Genomic DNA, 14,577 nt, shown 5'->3' with positions numbered 1-14,577 from the left:
GAAGGGGGAGTACCGCATGAAGACCAAAGATTTGATCATCCTCATCGGCATCATCGGCATCGTGCTCATGATGGTCATTCCCATCCCGCTCCCGCTTCTCGATTTTCTGCTCGTCGTCAACATCTCGCTGGCGCTCATGATTCTGCTCATCGCGATGAACACGAACGACGCGCTCAACTTCAGCATTTTCCCCTCGCTCCTGCTGATCACGACGCTGTTCCGGCTCGCGCTCAACATCTCGGCGACGCGGAACATCCTGTCGAAGGGCGAGGGCGGCCACGTCATCGAGACGTTCGGCCGGTTCGTCGCCGGCAACGAGATCGCGATCGGCTTCATCGTCTTCCTCATCCTTGTCGTCGTGCAGTTCATCGTCATCACGCGGGGCGCGGAGCGGGTCGCGGAAGTCGCGGCGCGCTTCACCCTCGACGCGATGCCCGGCAAGCAGATGAGCATCGACGCCGACCTGAACTCCGGCCTGATCAACGAGCAGCAGGCGCGCGAGCGGCGCGAGAAGATTGAGAAGGAAGCCGACTTCTACGGCGCGATGGACGGTGCGAGCAAGTTCGTCAAGGGCGACGCCATCGCGGCCATCATCATCCTGTTCATCAACCTGATCGGCGGCTTCGTCGTCGGGATGGTCGTGCACGGCATGTCGTTTGCCGAAGCACTGGAGACTTACTCGGTTCTCACGATCGGCGACGGCCTCGTCAGCCAGATTCCGGCACTCCTCATCTCGACCTCCGCGGGTCTCGTCGTGACGCGCACGGCATCGGAGGGCAACCTCGCGTTCGACGTGACGAGCCAGATGTTCAAGTATCCGCGGCTGCTCTACATCGTCGCCGGCACCGTGGCGATGCTCGGCCTGTTCACGCCGATCGGCTGGATCACGACGCTGCCGTTCGCGGCCGTCCTCGCGATCGCGGGATACCGGATGAGCCGGAACATGGAGCGGAAGAAGCAGGAGGAAGAGCTCATGGTCGAGGAGCAGCAGATCGAGGAGGTGCGCAGCCCGGAAAGCGTCGTCAGCCTGCTGCAGGTCGATCCGATCGAATTCGAGTTCGGCTACGGCCTCATTCCGCTGGCGGATACGCAGCAGGGCGGCGATCTGCTGGACCGGATCATCATGATCCGCCGACAGCTGGCGCTCGAGCTCGGTCTCATCGTTCCGGTCATCCGGATCCGCGACAACATCCAGCTCAAGCCGAACGAATACGTGATCAAGATCAAGGGCAACACGGTCGCCCGGGGCGAGCTCCTGCTCAACCATTACCTCGCGATGAGCCCGGGAATCGAAGACGAATCCATCGTCGGCATCGAGACGAAGGAACCGGCCTTCGGCCTGCCGGCGCTCTGGATTGACCATGCCATGAAGGAGCGGGCGGAACTGGCCGGCTACACCGTCGTCGATCCGCCGTCCGTCGTGGCGACGCACCTGACCGAGGTGATCAAGCGCCACGCGCACGAACTGATCGGCCGCCAGGAGACGAAGCAGCTCATCGACAATCTGAAGGAACAGTATCCGGCGCTGGTCGACGAGCTGATCCCGGGGATTCTGTCCATCGGCGACGTGCAGAAGGTGCTGGTCAAGCTGCTCAAGGAGAAGGTATCGATCCGCGATCTCGTCACGATCTTCGAGACGCTGGCGGATCACGGCACCTACACGAAGGATCCCGACATTCTGACCGAATACGTCCGCCAGGCGCTGTCGCGCCAGATTACGAACCAGTTCGCGCAGCCGGGCGAGACGCTCAAGGTCATCACGGTCGGACCGCAGCTCGAGAAGAAGATCGCCGAAGCCGTCCAGCAGACGGAACACGGCAGCTATCTTGCGCTTGATCCCGTCTCGACGCAGCAGATCTATCAGAAGCTGAACGAACAGGTCACGAAGCAGATTCAGGCCGGACAGCAGCCGATCGTCCTCACGTCTCCGACGATCCGCATGTATCTGCGCCAGCTGATCGAGCGCACGATGCAGGACGTTCCGGTGCTGTCGTACAGCGAGCTTGAACCGACCGTTGAAGTTCAGAGTGTCGGGGTGGTGAATCTGTGAGGGTCAAACGCTACGTCGTGGACGATGTGCCCCAGGCGCTCCCGATGATCCGCAGCGAGCTTGGTCAGGATGCGGTGATTCTGAACACGAAGGAGATTTACGTGGGCGGATTTCTCGGTCTGTTCCGCAAGAAGAAGATGGAGGTGATCGCCGCCGTCGAGACGAACCCCCCGTTACCCGCCGTTCCGCGGCGGACGGGCGGCGCCGGAACCGCACCGGCCAGGCCGGCCGCAACCGGGGCCTCGGGGACCGGGGCGGCGGGCGCGGCGCCGAATCCCGCCGTCCTCCTGCAGTCGCCGTCCCTTGCATCGGACGCGGCGGCCGAAGCCGGGGCGGCCGGAACCCCGACGGCTCCGCTCCATCACCGGGAGAACGGACAGGCCGATCCGCAGGAGCCGCCGGCCCGTCCGGCTTCCCGTCTCGTCGTCGATCAGGATGCCGTGCTGGAAGAGATCCGGCAGATGAAGGCGATGATGGCGAAGCTGGCGCGGAGCCGCGAGCTGGAAGAGGAATCGGCCGCGATCGCGAAGCTCCGCCAACGGCTGACGGACCAGGATGTCGACCGGGAATGGATCGATCTGCTCATTGACAAGATCAAGGTGCATCCCGGCTATACGCCCGAGGCGGGAAGGGAAACCATCTGGCGGATTGCCGCCGAGGTCCTGGAGGAATGGGTGAATCCGGGTGAGCCGACGGGCATTCGCGACGGCATACGCGTCGTGCACCTCGTCGGCCCGACGGGCGTCGGCAAGACGACCACGCTCGCAAAGCTGGCCGCCGATCAGGTGCTGCGATCCAAGCGCAAGGTCGGATTCATTACATCGGATACATACCGCATCGCCGCGGTCGACCAGCTGCGGACCTACGCCAACATCCTGAACGTGCCGATGGAGGTCGTCTTCTCTCCGCTTGAGCTGGCGCGCGCGTTCAAGCAGCTCGAAGACCGCGAGATCATTTTCATGGATACGGCCGGCCGGAATTTCCGCAACGAACTGTATGTCTCCGAGGTGAACAGCCTCATCCAGCGGGAGGAAGACTGCGACACGTACCTGGTCCTCAGTCTGACGGGGAAGACGCGGGATCTGGAAGCGGTCGCATCCCGCTTCAAGGCCTACGGCGTGACGAAGGTCATCTACACGAAACAGGACGAGACGGATTCGATCGGTCCCGTGCTGAATCTGGCCATGCAGCACAATCTGAAGGCGGCCTATGTCACGACCGGTCAGAACGTGCCGGATGACATCGAGCCGTTCCGCTCCGACCGATATGTGGCGCAGCTCCTGGGGGCGTACGACGATGACTGACCAGGCGGAAGCGCTGCGCAGCATGATGCAGTTTCGGGGGGCGGACAGGGAACCGCTGCAGACCCGGGTCGTCGCGGTCACGAGCGGCAAGGGCGGAGTCGGAAAATCGAACTTCAGCCTGAATTTCGCCCTGGCGCTGCAGAAGCTCGGGAAGCGCGTGCTCGTCTTCGACGCGGACATGGGCATGGCCAACATCGATGTGCTCATGGGGATGCAGGCGCCCTACAGCCTCGTCCACCTGCTCCGCCGGGAGAAGGCGATCTGGGAGATCGTCCACGAGGGGCCGCTCGGGCTCCACTTCATCGCCGGCGGCTCGGGGTTCAGGGATTTGCTCAACCTGTCGGACAGGGAGCTCGATTATTTCGGCGATCAGATCAACAAGTTGCACGGGCATTACGACCTGATCCTGTTCGATACGGGGGCCGGGCTGACGAAGGAGACCGTCCGGTTCATCACGGCGGCGCAGGAGACGGTCGTCGTGACGACGCCGGAGCCGACGGCGATCACGGATGCCTACGCGCTGATCAAAATGGTGCGGGCCACGAACCCCGAGGTCGAATTCAAGCTGGTCGTCAACCGGGCGGCCGACAATCGCGAAGGAAGGCAGGCGGCGGAGAAGATCATCCTGGTCGCGCAGCAGTTTCTCTCCTTGAACCTGCCCTTGCTCGGCATCATCCTGGACGACGCGAACGTGCCGAAGGCGGTGAAACGGCAGGTGCCGTTCACGATCGCCTATCCGGGAGGAAGCGCGGCAAGGGCGGTCGAGGAAATCGCGCGCAGGTTCATCTCCATGCCGGCCGCGAAAAAAACCGGCGGCATCCGGGGCTTCCTGGAACGCATGTTCAGACAGCCATGATGTTCGGCAGCATAGGGGGTGAACACCGGTGGAGCCTTACCGGATCGTGGTGGTGGACGATTCCGCCTTCATGAGGAAGCTGTTCACGGACATCATCGAATCCGATCCGGCCTTCACCGTCGTTGCCGTCGGGAAGAACGGAAGGGAGGCGGTGGAGCTCCATCGCAGGCTGAAGCCGGATGCCATCACGCTCGACCTGGAAATGCCGGAGATGAACGGGATCGAGGCGCTCAAGACAATCGTCGCCGAAGCGGGCTGCCCCGTCATCATGCTGTCCGGCATCAGCGAGGAGCACACGAAGGAGACGATCACGGCGCTTTCGCTCGGCGCCTTCGATTTCATTCGCAAGCCTTCCGGACCGGGCGAAGAGATCCGCAAGACGGCCGACGCGCTGATGCTCCGGCTGAGGACGGCGGTGACGATTCGCCGGCGGCCGATGTCCGGGCGTTTGCCGGAGTCGGTGCCGTCCCGCCCTTCCGCGAGGGCGAAGCCGGTCGTTCCGAAGCGGCCGGAGCGGCAACCTGCGGCGCGGAAGATCGATGCCCCTCCTCGCTCCCGCGCATCGCAACGAACCGTCCCGGACCTTGCGGGAGCCGGTCCGGAACCGGTACGGCCTGCGCCTCCCGCGCCCGCGAAGCCGGCGGCCGCGGAAGCCGCAAGCACGTTCCGGCACATCGTCGCGATCGGGACCTCGACCGGCGGTCCGCGGGCGCTGCACCGGCTGCTCAGCGAATTGCCGGCCGATCTGCCGGCGCCGATCCTGATCGTGCAGCACATGCCGCCGAAGTTCACCTGGTCGCTGGCGCAGCGGCTGAACAGCCACTCCGCCCTGACGGTGAAGGAAGCGGAGGACGGGGAGCCGGTTCAGCCGGGCGTCGCTTATATCGCTCCCGGCGGGCGGCACATGGAGCTGGCGTCCGGCGGTCGCGGGTTCGTCATCCGTCTGACGGATGCGCCGCAGCGGAACGGACACCGCCCGTCGGTCGACGTGCTGTTCGAATCGCTGGTGCCGTTCACCGAGCTCAGACGCCACGCCGTCGTCCTGACGGGCATGGGCAGCGACGGCGCCCGGGGGATGCGGCGGCTGGCGGAGAGCGGCGCCGTTACGACGATCGCCGAGGCGGAGGAGACCTGCGTCGTATTCGGCATGCCGCGTTCCGCCATCGAGGAAGGAGGCGCCTCGCTCGTGCTGCCGCTCCATGAAATTCCCGCCCGGCTGAACGCAGCCGTCAGGGATTGACGTCCGAAGCTTGATGCGCCGTTGTTCCGCCGTGAACCGAGTCCAACCAGGAGGTGCAAGGCCATGGACATGAACGCGTACCTGTCGATGTTCATCGACGAATCGAACGACCATCTGCAGGCTTTGAACGAGAATCTGCTCAGGCTGGAAAACTCGCCCGACGACCTGTCGATCGTGCAGGACATTTTCCGCTCCGCCCATACGCTGAAGGGCATGTCCGCGACAATGGGGTTCGAGGACCTGGCCCATCTGACGCACGAGATGGAGAACGTGCTCGATCTCGTGCGCAACGGGAAGCTGAAGATGGACAGCCACATCTTCGACACGCTCTTCAGAGGCCTTGACGCGCTCGAATCGATGGTGCGGGACATCGTGGGCGGCGGGACGGGCAAGCTGGACGTCTCGGAGCTGGTCGGCCAGCTTCGGAAGATCGTGAGCGGCGAATACACGGCCGCCGCGGAGACGGTCGCGGCGGCGGAAGCGCCCGCCGGGACGGGAACACCGCAGGCCGGGGAAGCGGTGCTTGACCAATTTCAATATTCCGTCCTGCAGCAGTCGCTCGGCACCGGACACCGCGTGTATCAGGCGGTCGTGACGCTCCGCGGGGACTGCGTGCTCAAGTCCGCCCGGGCCTACATGGTGTTCAACGTGCTGGAGCAGGCCGGCGAAGTGGTGAAATCCCTGCCTTCGGTGCAGGACATCGAGCAGGAGAAGTTCGACAGCTCCTTCACCGTGTTCCTGATTTCGCAATGGGCGGCCGACGAGTTGAAGAAGCGGATCGAGGACATCTCGGAGATTGAATCGGTGCATGTCACCGAACTGGACGCCGAAGCGCTCAGCGCGCTGTCCAAGCCTTCGCAGCCGTCCGGACCGGCGCGGCCGGCGGACGGACAGGACAAGCCGAAGGCCGCGGGTTCCGCACCCGCGGGAGCCGCGGACAGGCGGCCGGCGACGGGCGCCGTCGCCAGCAAGACGATCCGCGTCGACATCGAACGGCTGGACGTGCTGATGAACCTGTTCAGCGAGCTGCTCATCGACCGCGTCCGGCTCGAGCAGCTGGCCAGCGAAATCAAGAGCGCCGAGCTGACCGAGACGGTCGAGCACATGGCCCGGATCAGCGCCGATCTGCAGAACATCGTGCTGAAGCTCCGGATGGTTCCCGTCGAGACGGTGTTCAACCGCTTCCCGCGGATGGTCCGGGATCTCGCGAAATCGCTGAACAAGAAGGTCGATCTGGTCATCACCGGCGCGGAGACCGAGCTCGACCGGACGGTCATCGACGAGATCGGCGATCCGCTCGTCCACCTGCTCCGCAACTCGGTCGACCACGGCATCGAGCCGCCCGAGAAGCGCCGGGAAGCCGGCAAGCCGGAGACGGGCACCGTCCATCTGCGCGCCTTCCACAGCGGCAACAACGTCTTCATCGAGATCGAGGACGACGGCGGCGGCATCCGCCGGGACAAGGTGCTCGCGACGGCGGTGAAGCGCGGCATCATCACCGAGGAACAGGGCAAGTCGATGACCGACGAGGAAGTCTACATGCTGATCTTCTCGCCCGGCTTCAGCACGGCCGAGCAGGTGTCCGACATCTCCGGGCGCGGCGTCGGGCTTGACGTCGTCAAGTCGAAGATCAATTCCCTCGGCGGCTCGGTTACGGTCACGTCGGAACTCGGCAAGGGAACGGTATTCTCGATCCAGCTGCCGCTGACGCTGTCGATCATCTCGGCGATGCTGATCAAGCTCGGTTCCGAGAAATATGCGATCCCGCTGTCTTCCATCATGGAAACGACGATCGTGAAGCGCAGCCAGATCCACAACATCCACGGCAGCGCCATGATCGAGTTCCGCGGGGCGATCATCCCCGTCGTGTCGCTGGCGGAGGTGCTCGATTCGCCGGATTACGATGACAGGCGGGAGGAAGAGTGCGAAGCGGTCATCATCCGGAAGGGCGACAAATGGGCCGCCGTCCTTGTCGACGATTTCCTGGGCCAGAGCGACATCGTGCTGAAATCGCTCGGCAAATATCTGTCCGGATACAGTGTCATATCCGGCGCGACGATCCTGGGCGACGGCCAGGTGGCGCTCATCATCGATCCCAACGCGCTGATCAAGTAGACACAGCCGCCGACTCTGCCTGATACCAATGCAAGGAGGGCTTCCCATGGGTGAAGAGCTGAAAGTCATCGTATTCTCGCTGGCGGGAGAGCAGTACGGCATCGAGGTGGACAAGGTCCGGACGATCGAGCGGATGATGCCCGTCACGCGCGTGCCGAAGACGCCGCCGTTCGTCAAGGGCGTCATCAACCTGCGCGGCGTCGTCACGCCGGTGATCGATCTGCGCGGCCGGTTCGGCCTGCCGGAGGCCGAGACGACGGAGAACTCGAGGATCATCACCGTCCAGGTGAACGACATCGAGGTCGGGTTCATCGTCGACTCCGCGAACGACGTGATCGACATCGACAGCGACAAGATCGAGGCGCCGCCGGAAGTCGTGGGCGGCGTCAAGGCAAAATACCTGCGCGGCGTCGCGAAGCTGGACGACGACCGCCTCCTCATCATGCTGAACCTGGTCGAAGTGCTGAACAAGGACGAGATCATCCAGCTCGAGCAGTTGGGGTCCGAATCGTGAATTTCTGGAACGAATTCAAGGACGAGTTCAAGCTCGACGTCCTGAAGGAAGTCGGCAACATCGGAGCGGGACACGCGGCGACCGCGCTGTCCCGCATCCTGAACCAGCCGGTCGACATGTCCGTGCCGACGGTGAGCCTGGTGCCGTTCGAGGAAATCGCGGACCGCGTCGGCGGCTCGGAACAGGTCGTCATCGCCGTGTTCCTGCGCGTCGAGGGTGACGCACCGGGCAACATGTTCTTCATCATCCGGGAAGATTCGGCCAGGCGCCTGCTCAAGCACCTGCTGTCCATCGATCCGGAAGAAGGCGCCTTTTCGGAGATGGAATTGTCTGCGCTCAATGAGATCGGCAACATTTTGGCGGGATCCTATCTGTCATCGCTGGCGGATTTTACCGGGTTGAACCTGACGCCGACCGTGCCGTCGCTCGCGATCGACATGGCCGGTGCCATCCTGTCGTACGGGTTGCTGCAGTTCGGTCAGATGGGCGACGCCGCCCTGCTCATCGAAACGAAGTTCCTCGAGGGCCGAGACACCGTCGAGGGCCAATTCTTTCTCATCCCGGATCCGGATTCGTTCGGCACGATCTTCCGGGCGCTGGGAGTGCCGGGCTCATGACGGAAACGATCAAGGTCGGCATGGCCGACTGGAAGATCGCGCGATCGGGCGCCGTGCTCAAGACGACCGGCCTCGGATCTTGCGTCGGCCTCACCTTGTACGACGAAGCCGAGCATATCGCCGGCATGGCCCACATCATGCTGCCCTCCTCGGAGATTGCGCGGGAGACCTCGTTTAATCGGGCGAAATACGCGGACACCGCGCTGCCGGACATGCTCGAGGCGATGATTGCGGCGGGCGCGTCGCGCAGGCGGCTCGTCGCCAAGCTGGCCGGAGGCGCCCAGATGTTCGCCTTCGGGCAGGATACGATGCGGATCGGACCGCGCAACGTCGAGACCTGCAAGCAGATGCTGGAAAAGCTCGGCATTCCGCTGGTGGCCGAGGACACCGGCGCCAACTACGGCCGGACGATCGAACTGGACAGCGCCACCGGGATCTTGACCATTCGGAGCATTCAGTACGGGACAAAGGAGCTTTGACATGCTGGGATCCATTCGCTGGAATCTCGTGTTGGGACTGACGGGCATGCTGCTGACGTTCTTCTTCTCGCTGGGCAACAACGGATTCGTCGTGTCCTGCATCCGCGCCGTCTACGCGTTTGCCGCGTTCTTCGCCGCCGGCTGGCTGCTGCGCGGAGCACTGCAGCTGATCGTCGCTTCGAACGAAGCCGAACGGGTGCTCATGGCCGCCGAAGAAGCGCGGGAGACCGGTGCGCACGTCGATCTTCGGACGCCGGACGACGCGGCGGAGCTGGGCGAGATGCTGAAGGCGCAGCGCGATAACGGCCGTCCGTCCGACCCGGCGGCGGAATTCCGGCCGCTTGAACCGAAGCGGCTGTTCTCCATCGAGGGCAAAAACCCGGAAGAACTGGCGGATGCCGTCCGCCATCTGGCCCGGGACGGCGACAACTGACGCATCCGGATGGCCAGGAACGCTTCCTTCAAACAAGACGGGGAAGTCCGGACGGAACGATGCGCCCGCGTGAAGCCCGCAGCCGTCCGGCTTGTCCGCGGCGCGGACGGGCGCACCTCCGGCGATGAAGACGCGGGCCGTTTTGCTTGCGGGAAGCAGGAAGGGGTGAGAGGACGATGATCGAACCGAAGATTTCCCGTCCGTCCGAACCGAATACATCCCGGGAATCCACCTTCGAGCTGTGGCGGAAATGGAAGGAAAACCGCGACATCGAGGCGAAGAAGCAACTGATCGAATATTATCTTCCGCTTGTCGAATACGTGTCGAACCGGATGGCGATCGGGCTGCCGAAGAACGTCTCGAAGGAAGACCTGACCAGCCATGGCGTGATGGGCCTGATCGACGCGATCGAGAAATTCGATCACCGGCGCGGGCTCCAATTCGAGACCTACGCTTCCTGGCGGATCCGGGGCGCGATGATCGACGGACTCCGCCAGGGCGACTGGGTGCCGCGCTCCGTCCGCGAGAAGGCGAAGAAGATCGAAGAGGCCTATGCGACCCTGGAGCAGCAGCTGCTCCGATCCGTCACCGATGCGGAAGTGAGCGCGTATCTGAACGTGTCGGAACGCGAGTTCCAGCAGATGCTGCAGGAGATCGCGGTGACGACGGTCTGTTCGCTCGAGGATCCGATCCGGGATGAAGAGGCGGAGACGCGGCTCAACATGCTCGTGGACGAGAAGGCGAAGAACCCGGATTACAAAGTTCACGAGCAATTCCTGAAGGAGACCCTCATCAAGGGGATCGAGCGGCTGACGGAGAAGGAGCGCATCGTCATCTCGCTCTTCTATTACGAGGAACTGTCGCTCAGCGAGATTGCCGAAGTGATGTCGCTTTCGCCATCCCGCATATCCCAACTGCATTCGAAAGCCATCCTTCGTCTGCGAGGCGCGCTGGACAAGCAGAAAAAACAGTTGCTTGAGAACTGATCCGCCAAAGGGGGGAGTCACCATGGAACCGACCGACCTGGGATCGACCATCGGCGTCACCATTTCACCCGACAATCTGACCGCCGTTCTCTATTTCCACAAGGCGGTGGACAACTTCAGCTGCACGGCCGAGCAGCTGGACGCGTATCTGCGAAGCCGCGGCGTCGTCTTCGGAATTCGCGACGACGTGCTCGAGAGCATCGCCCGCAATCCGAAGGCCTACTTTTACAGCCAGACCGTCGTGGCCGTCGGCCAGCCGCCGGTTGACGGCAAGGACGGGATGATCCGGCTCTTCGTCGATCCCGACGAACAACAGCGAGGACCCGTCGAGCTCGAGGACGGCACGGTCGATTTCAAGGCGATAACGCAAATCTGCAGTGTGAAGAAAGGCCAGCTGATCGCCGAGCGGATTCCCGCGGAAGCGGGCATTCCGGGCATGTCGGTGACCGGGGCCGTCATTCCGGCGAAGAACGGCAAGGAAGCCCGGTTCCGCGTGGGGAAGAACGTCGTGGTCAACCAGGAGCAGACCGCGATGTACGCGGCCATCGACGGCATGGTGACCAAGACGGAGCGGGAGAGGATCAATGTCTTCCCCGTCTACGAAGTGAACGGCGATGTCGATTACAAGACGGGCAACATCGATTTCGTCGGCACCGTCGTCATCCGCGGCAACGTGTTGACCGGCTTCCGCGTCAGGGCGGGTGGCGACATCCGCATCATCGGCGGCGTCGAAGGCGCCGAGGTCGAAGCGGAAGGTTCCGTGGAAATCACGGGCGGCATCATGGCCGGCGGCAAGGGGCATGTGAAGGCCGGCCGCCACGTCCGCTGCGCGTTCATCCAGGATGCGAACGTGTTCGCGAATGAGGATATCATCGTCTCGCAGAGCATCATGCACTCGAACATCCGCGCCTCGCGCAACGTCATCTGCTTTGGCTCGAAGGGACTGATCGTCGGCGGATCGGTTCAGGCCGGCGAGCGGGTGAAGGCCCGGACGATCGGCAACACGCTGTCCACGGCGACGTCGATCGAAGTCGGGGTTGCGCCCGAACTGCGCAGCGAACTGACCCAGCTCAGGCAGCAGCAGCGCCAGCTGTCCGACAACCTGGACAAGACGAACAAGGCCCTTGCCCTGCTGGACCAGATGGCCGCAACCGGACAGCTTGCCCCCGACAAGCTGATCATGCGGCAGAAGCTCGCGACGACGAAGCGCCAGTTGACGGAAGAGCTGGAAGTGGTCAAGGAGCGGATTCTCGAAATCGAGAAAATTCTGGAAAATACGGAAAACGCGCGCGTCGAAGTCTTCAACACCGTCTATGGCGGGACCAAGATCGTCATCGGCAGGTACACCCGGTTCGTCAAGGAACCCTGCTCGCGCGTCTATTTCAAGTTCGCAGACGGCGAGATCACGATGCTGCCGCTGTACTGACCCGAAGCCGGCTGCGAGCATCAGGATGACGATCCGAACGAATGGGGGGCACGGCGATGCCGTTCAGACCGATCGATTTTCAGACCTCGATCCCGCGCACACCGGACGCTTCCACTATGTATGGCCAGCAGATGGCGAGGCCGGCCGCCGAACAGCAGATGCTGGCCGCGCAAAGCGAGAAGGAGACGGAGCGGCTCCGGCAGAAGAGCACCGCTCCGGAGGAAACCGAAAACCGCCCGATCCGCGACGGACAGCCGAGGCAGCAGGGCGGCGGGCGGCAGCGGCGGCAACAGGGATCGGTCCAGCCGGACGGGCCCCGTCCGCCGAAGGATGCTTCGCATCCGTACAAGGGCAGGCACATCGATATCTCGTTCTGAACAGGAAATGCGGGGGATGAGTGTGGAGCCATGGCAGCTGATCGTGCTGCTCGGAGCCGTAACCGTTGCGGCCGCGCTTCTCATGCCGCGGCGCGGGACCGGCTCCCGGCCCGATGACGCAAGCGCCGTGCAATTGCAGACGGCGCTTGAACAATTCATGGAGACGATGGAAGCGGACAACCGGGAGATCGCCGCGTCGATCGCCGGGTTCGAGCGCAGGGTCCGCGAGGAGAACGCGGGCCGCGACGAGCGGATCGCCGCGCTCGAACGGCGGACGGAGGAACTGGAGCGGATGCTGAGCCAGACCGAGCGCAGGCTCGCGGAACGGATCGAAGGACTCGGCCGCATCGACACGGCCGGCGCGGCCGAGGCGGCCGCCGTTCCGGAACGCTTGCCGGACGGCGAAGGCAGGGAGCGGGAAGAGCCGACCATCCGGAGCCGGTACGCGGAGCTGTTCGCGCTGCACGAACAGGGCAAGTCCGTCGAAGCGATCGCGAAGCAGACCGGCATGAACAAGGGCGAAGTCATGCTGATCCTGCAGCTTGCGAAGCGGGAGGAAGAAAAGGCATGATCGACAAGCGATCCCTGCTGCTCGGCCTCGGCATCGGACTCGTCGCCGGCGCGCTGGCGCTTCAGCTCATGCAGGCCGGAAGGGAGCAGAACGAGCGGCTGGCGGAGCTCGGAAGGCTGGCCGGGGAAGAGGCGCTTTACACCCAATCCGAAGTGGACGAGATGATCGCGGAGGCGGAGGAGCGGATCCGCCGCGAGCTCGCGCGGGAATCGCCGGACGGTCGGCCGGAAGAGGCTGAAGCGGGCAATCCGTCTCCGGAGGGTGCGGCGTTCGGAGCGGATGCCGGCAGGGAAGACGCCGCGCCGGAAGACACGGCGGGCGGATCGACGGAAGGCGGCGAACGGCCGGAAGCGGACGGCGGGGACGCAGGAACCGCGGAAGCGGCTTCGGAGACGGCTTCGGAAGCGGCTGCGGACGGCGCGGCGGAAACCGCCATCCGCGTGCGCATCCGGCCGGGCATGACGCTTACGCAGACGGCCAGGCTGCTCGAATCGGAAGGCGTCATCGAGGACGCGGACGCCCTGATCGAACGGATGGCCCGGAAGAGCACCAAAATCCGGGCGGGGTATTACAACTTTACCGGCCGCGAGACGCTGGAAGAGGTGCAGACGATCATCACGAGTCCGCCCGCGGAATGACGCGGGCGGCGTCCGGCGTTCGCCTTGCGCCCCCGAACAAGATATGGTATAGTAGTTGACGGTGTTCAGCACACACGTCGGTCAATTCCGCCAAGGGTGCTTCCCGGTCGGGAAGTTTTGGCGGAAGATGCGATCGGCGGAGGATATCAACCAACGGAGGAGGTGCGGTGAAGATGGCGGTCATCTCCATGAAGCAATTGCTGGAAGCCGGGGTCCACTTCGGCCATCAGACGCGCCGGTGGAACCCGAAGATGGAGAAGTACATCTTCACGGAACGGAACGGCATTTACATCATCGACCTGCAGAAGACGGTCAAGAAAGTCGAGGAAGCTTACAACTTCATCCGCGACGTCGCCGCGAGCGGCGGGAAGGTGCTGTTCGTCGGCACGAAGAAGCAGGCGCAGGATTCGGTCCGGGAAGAAGCGGAACGCTGCGGCCATTTTTACGTCAATCAACGCTGGCTCGGCGGCACGCTGACGAACTTCCAGACGATCCAGAAGCGGATTGACCGTCTGCGCGAGCTCGAGCAGATGGAGGAAGACGGCACGTTTGACGTGCTGCCGAAGAAGGAGGTCATCCTGCTCCGCAAGGAGAAGGAGCGGCTCGAGAAGTTCCTCGGCGGGATCAAGGGCATGCGCAGCCTGCCGGCGGCGCTGTTCGTGATCGACCCGCGCAAGGAGCGCATCGCGGTCTCCGAAGCGCGCAAGCTCGGCATTCCGATTGTCGCCATCGTCGACACGAACTGCGATCCGGACGAGATCGATTATGTGATTCCGGGCAACGACGACGCGATCCGCGCGGTCAAGCTGTTGACCTCGAAAATGGCGGACGCGATCCTGGAAGCGAATCAGGGGGAAGAGACGTCCGCTTGACGTCGAGGCCAATGACCCGGCAGCATGGGCGGTTGGAAGGTGCAAACCTCTCGCCGCCCTTTTTTTAAGAGCATGTGCGATCAGCCGGCGCCCTGCCGG

General features: G+C 63.6%; 15 protein-coding genes. All 15 read left to right on the top strand.

The annotated features are described in order from the left end of the window. Positions 1-16: 16 nt before the first annotated feature. Complete coding sequence (flhA, locus tag A9Z00_RS03990; protein ID WP_296974607.1) at positions 17-2,050, top strand: flagellar biosynthesis protein FlhA; 2,034 nt, start codon at positions 17-19, stop codon at positions 2,048-2,050. Further along, positions 2,047-3,354 carry a flagellar biosynthesis GTPase FlhF gene (gene flhF / locus A9Z00_RS03985; RefSeq protein ID WP_296974605.1) on the top strand — a complete coding sequence of 436 codons (1,308 nt, stop codon included), beginning with the start codon at positions 2,047-2,049 and terminating at the stop codon, positions 3,352-3,354. The genes flhA and flhF overlap by 4 nt, the downstream gene beginning before the upstream one ends. After that, positions 3,347-4,210, top strand: a complete 864-nt coding sequence (locus A9Z00_RS03980; protein ID WP_296974603.1) for a MinD/ParA family protein — start codon at positions 3,347-3,349, stop codon at positions 4,208-4,210. The genes flhF and A9Z00_RS03980 overlap by 8 nt, the downstream gene beginning before the upstream one ends. A 28-nt stretch (positions 4,211-4,238) precedes the next feature. Then, positions 4,239-5,450, top strand: a complete 1,212-nt coding sequence (locus tag A9Z00_RS03975) for a protein-glutamate methylesterase/protein-glutamine glutaminase (protein ID WP_296974601.1) — start codon at positions 4,239-4,241, stop codon at positions 5,448-5,450. Positions 5,451-5,513: 63 nt separating this feature from the next. Further along, positions 5,514-7,565, top strand: coding sequence for a chemotaxis protein CheA (locus tag A9Z00_RS03970; RefSeq protein WP_296974600.1), 2,052 nt, complete (start codon positions 5,514-5,516; stop codon positions 7,563-7,565). 46 nt (positions 7,566-7,611) lie between these two features. Continuing rightward, complete coding sequence (locus tag A9Z00_RS03965; RefSeq protein WP_296974598.1) at positions 7,612-8,079, top strand: chemotaxis protein CheW; 468 nt, start codon at positions 7,612-7,614, stop codon at positions 8,077-8,079. Beyond that, complete coding sequence (locus A9Z00_RS03960; protein ID WP_296974596.1) at positions 8,076-8,696, top strand: chemotaxis protein CheC; 621 nt, start codon at positions 8,076-8,078, stop codon at positions 8,694-8,696. The genes A9Z00_RS03965 and A9Z00_RS03960 overlap by 4 nt, the downstream gene beginning before the upstream one ends. After that, entirely contained in the window at positions 8,693-9,175 is a 483-nt protein-coding gene (locus A9Z00_RS03955) for a chemotaxis protein CheD (protein WP_296974594.1), read from the top strand. Before A9Z00_RS03960 ends, A9Z00_RS03955 begins: the two co-directional genes overlap by 4 nt. Position 9,176: 1 nt before the next feature. Next, on the top strand, positions 9,177-9,608 hold the full coding sequence (locus A9Z00_RS03950; RefSeq protein ID WP_296974592.1) for a hypothetical protein: 432 nt from the start codon (positions 9,177-9,179) through the stop codon (positions 9,606-9,608). A 176-nt stretch (positions 9,609-9,784) separates the two neighbouring features. Beyond that, the gene (locus A9Z00_RS03945; RefSeq protein WP_296974591.1) at positions 9,785-10,594 is read left to right on the top strand and encodes a FliA/WhiG family RNA polymerase sigma factor; all 810 of its coding nucleotides are present in this window, start codon (positions 9,785-9,787) and stop codon (positions 10,592-10,594) included. A 22-nt stretch (positions 10,595-10,616) separates the two neighbouring features. Continuing rightward, a complete protein-coding gene (locus A9Z00_RS03940; RefSeq protein ID WP_296974589.1) occupies positions 10,617-12,020 on the top strand; it encodes a flagellar assembly protein A in 1,404 nt (467 codons plus the stop codon). Between the two features lie 56 nt (positions 12,021-12,076). Beyond that, a complete protein-coding gene (locus A9Z00_RS03935) occupies positions 12,077-12,397 on the top strand; it encodes a hypothetical protein (RefSeq protein ID WP_296974588.1) in 321 nt (106 codons plus the stop codon). 16 nt (positions 12,398-12,413) lie between these two features. Next, entirely contained in the window at positions 12,414-12,968 is a 555-nt protein-coding gene (locus A9Z00_RS03930) for a hypothetical protein (RefSeq protein WP_296974586.1), read from the top strand. Then, a complete protein-coding gene (locus A9Z00_RS03925; protein ID WP_296974583.1) occupies positions 12,965-13,606 on the top strand; it encodes a hypothetical protein in 642 nt (213 codons plus the stop codon). The genes A9Z00_RS03930 and A9Z00_RS03925 overlap by 4 nt, the downstream gene beginning before the upstream one ends. A 173-nt stretch (positions 13,607-13,779) precedes the next feature. After that, the gene (gene rpsB / locus A9Z00_RS03920; protein WP_296974581.1) at positions 13,780-14,478 is read left to right on the top strand and encodes a 30S ribosomal protein S2; all 699 of its coding nucleotides are present in this window, start codon (positions 13,780-13,782) and stop codon (positions 14,476-14,478) included. Positions 14,479-14,577: the final 99 nt, after the last annotated feature.

The organism is Thermobacillus sp. ZCTH02-B1, from assembly GCF_002159085.1.
In the GTDB taxonomy this organism is placed as follows: Bacteria; Bacillota; Bacilli; order Paenibacillales; family Paenibacillaceae; genus Thermobacillus.
Note: the sequence above shows the minus strand (reverse complement) of the source record. Positions and strands in the feature narration are given on the sequence as shown.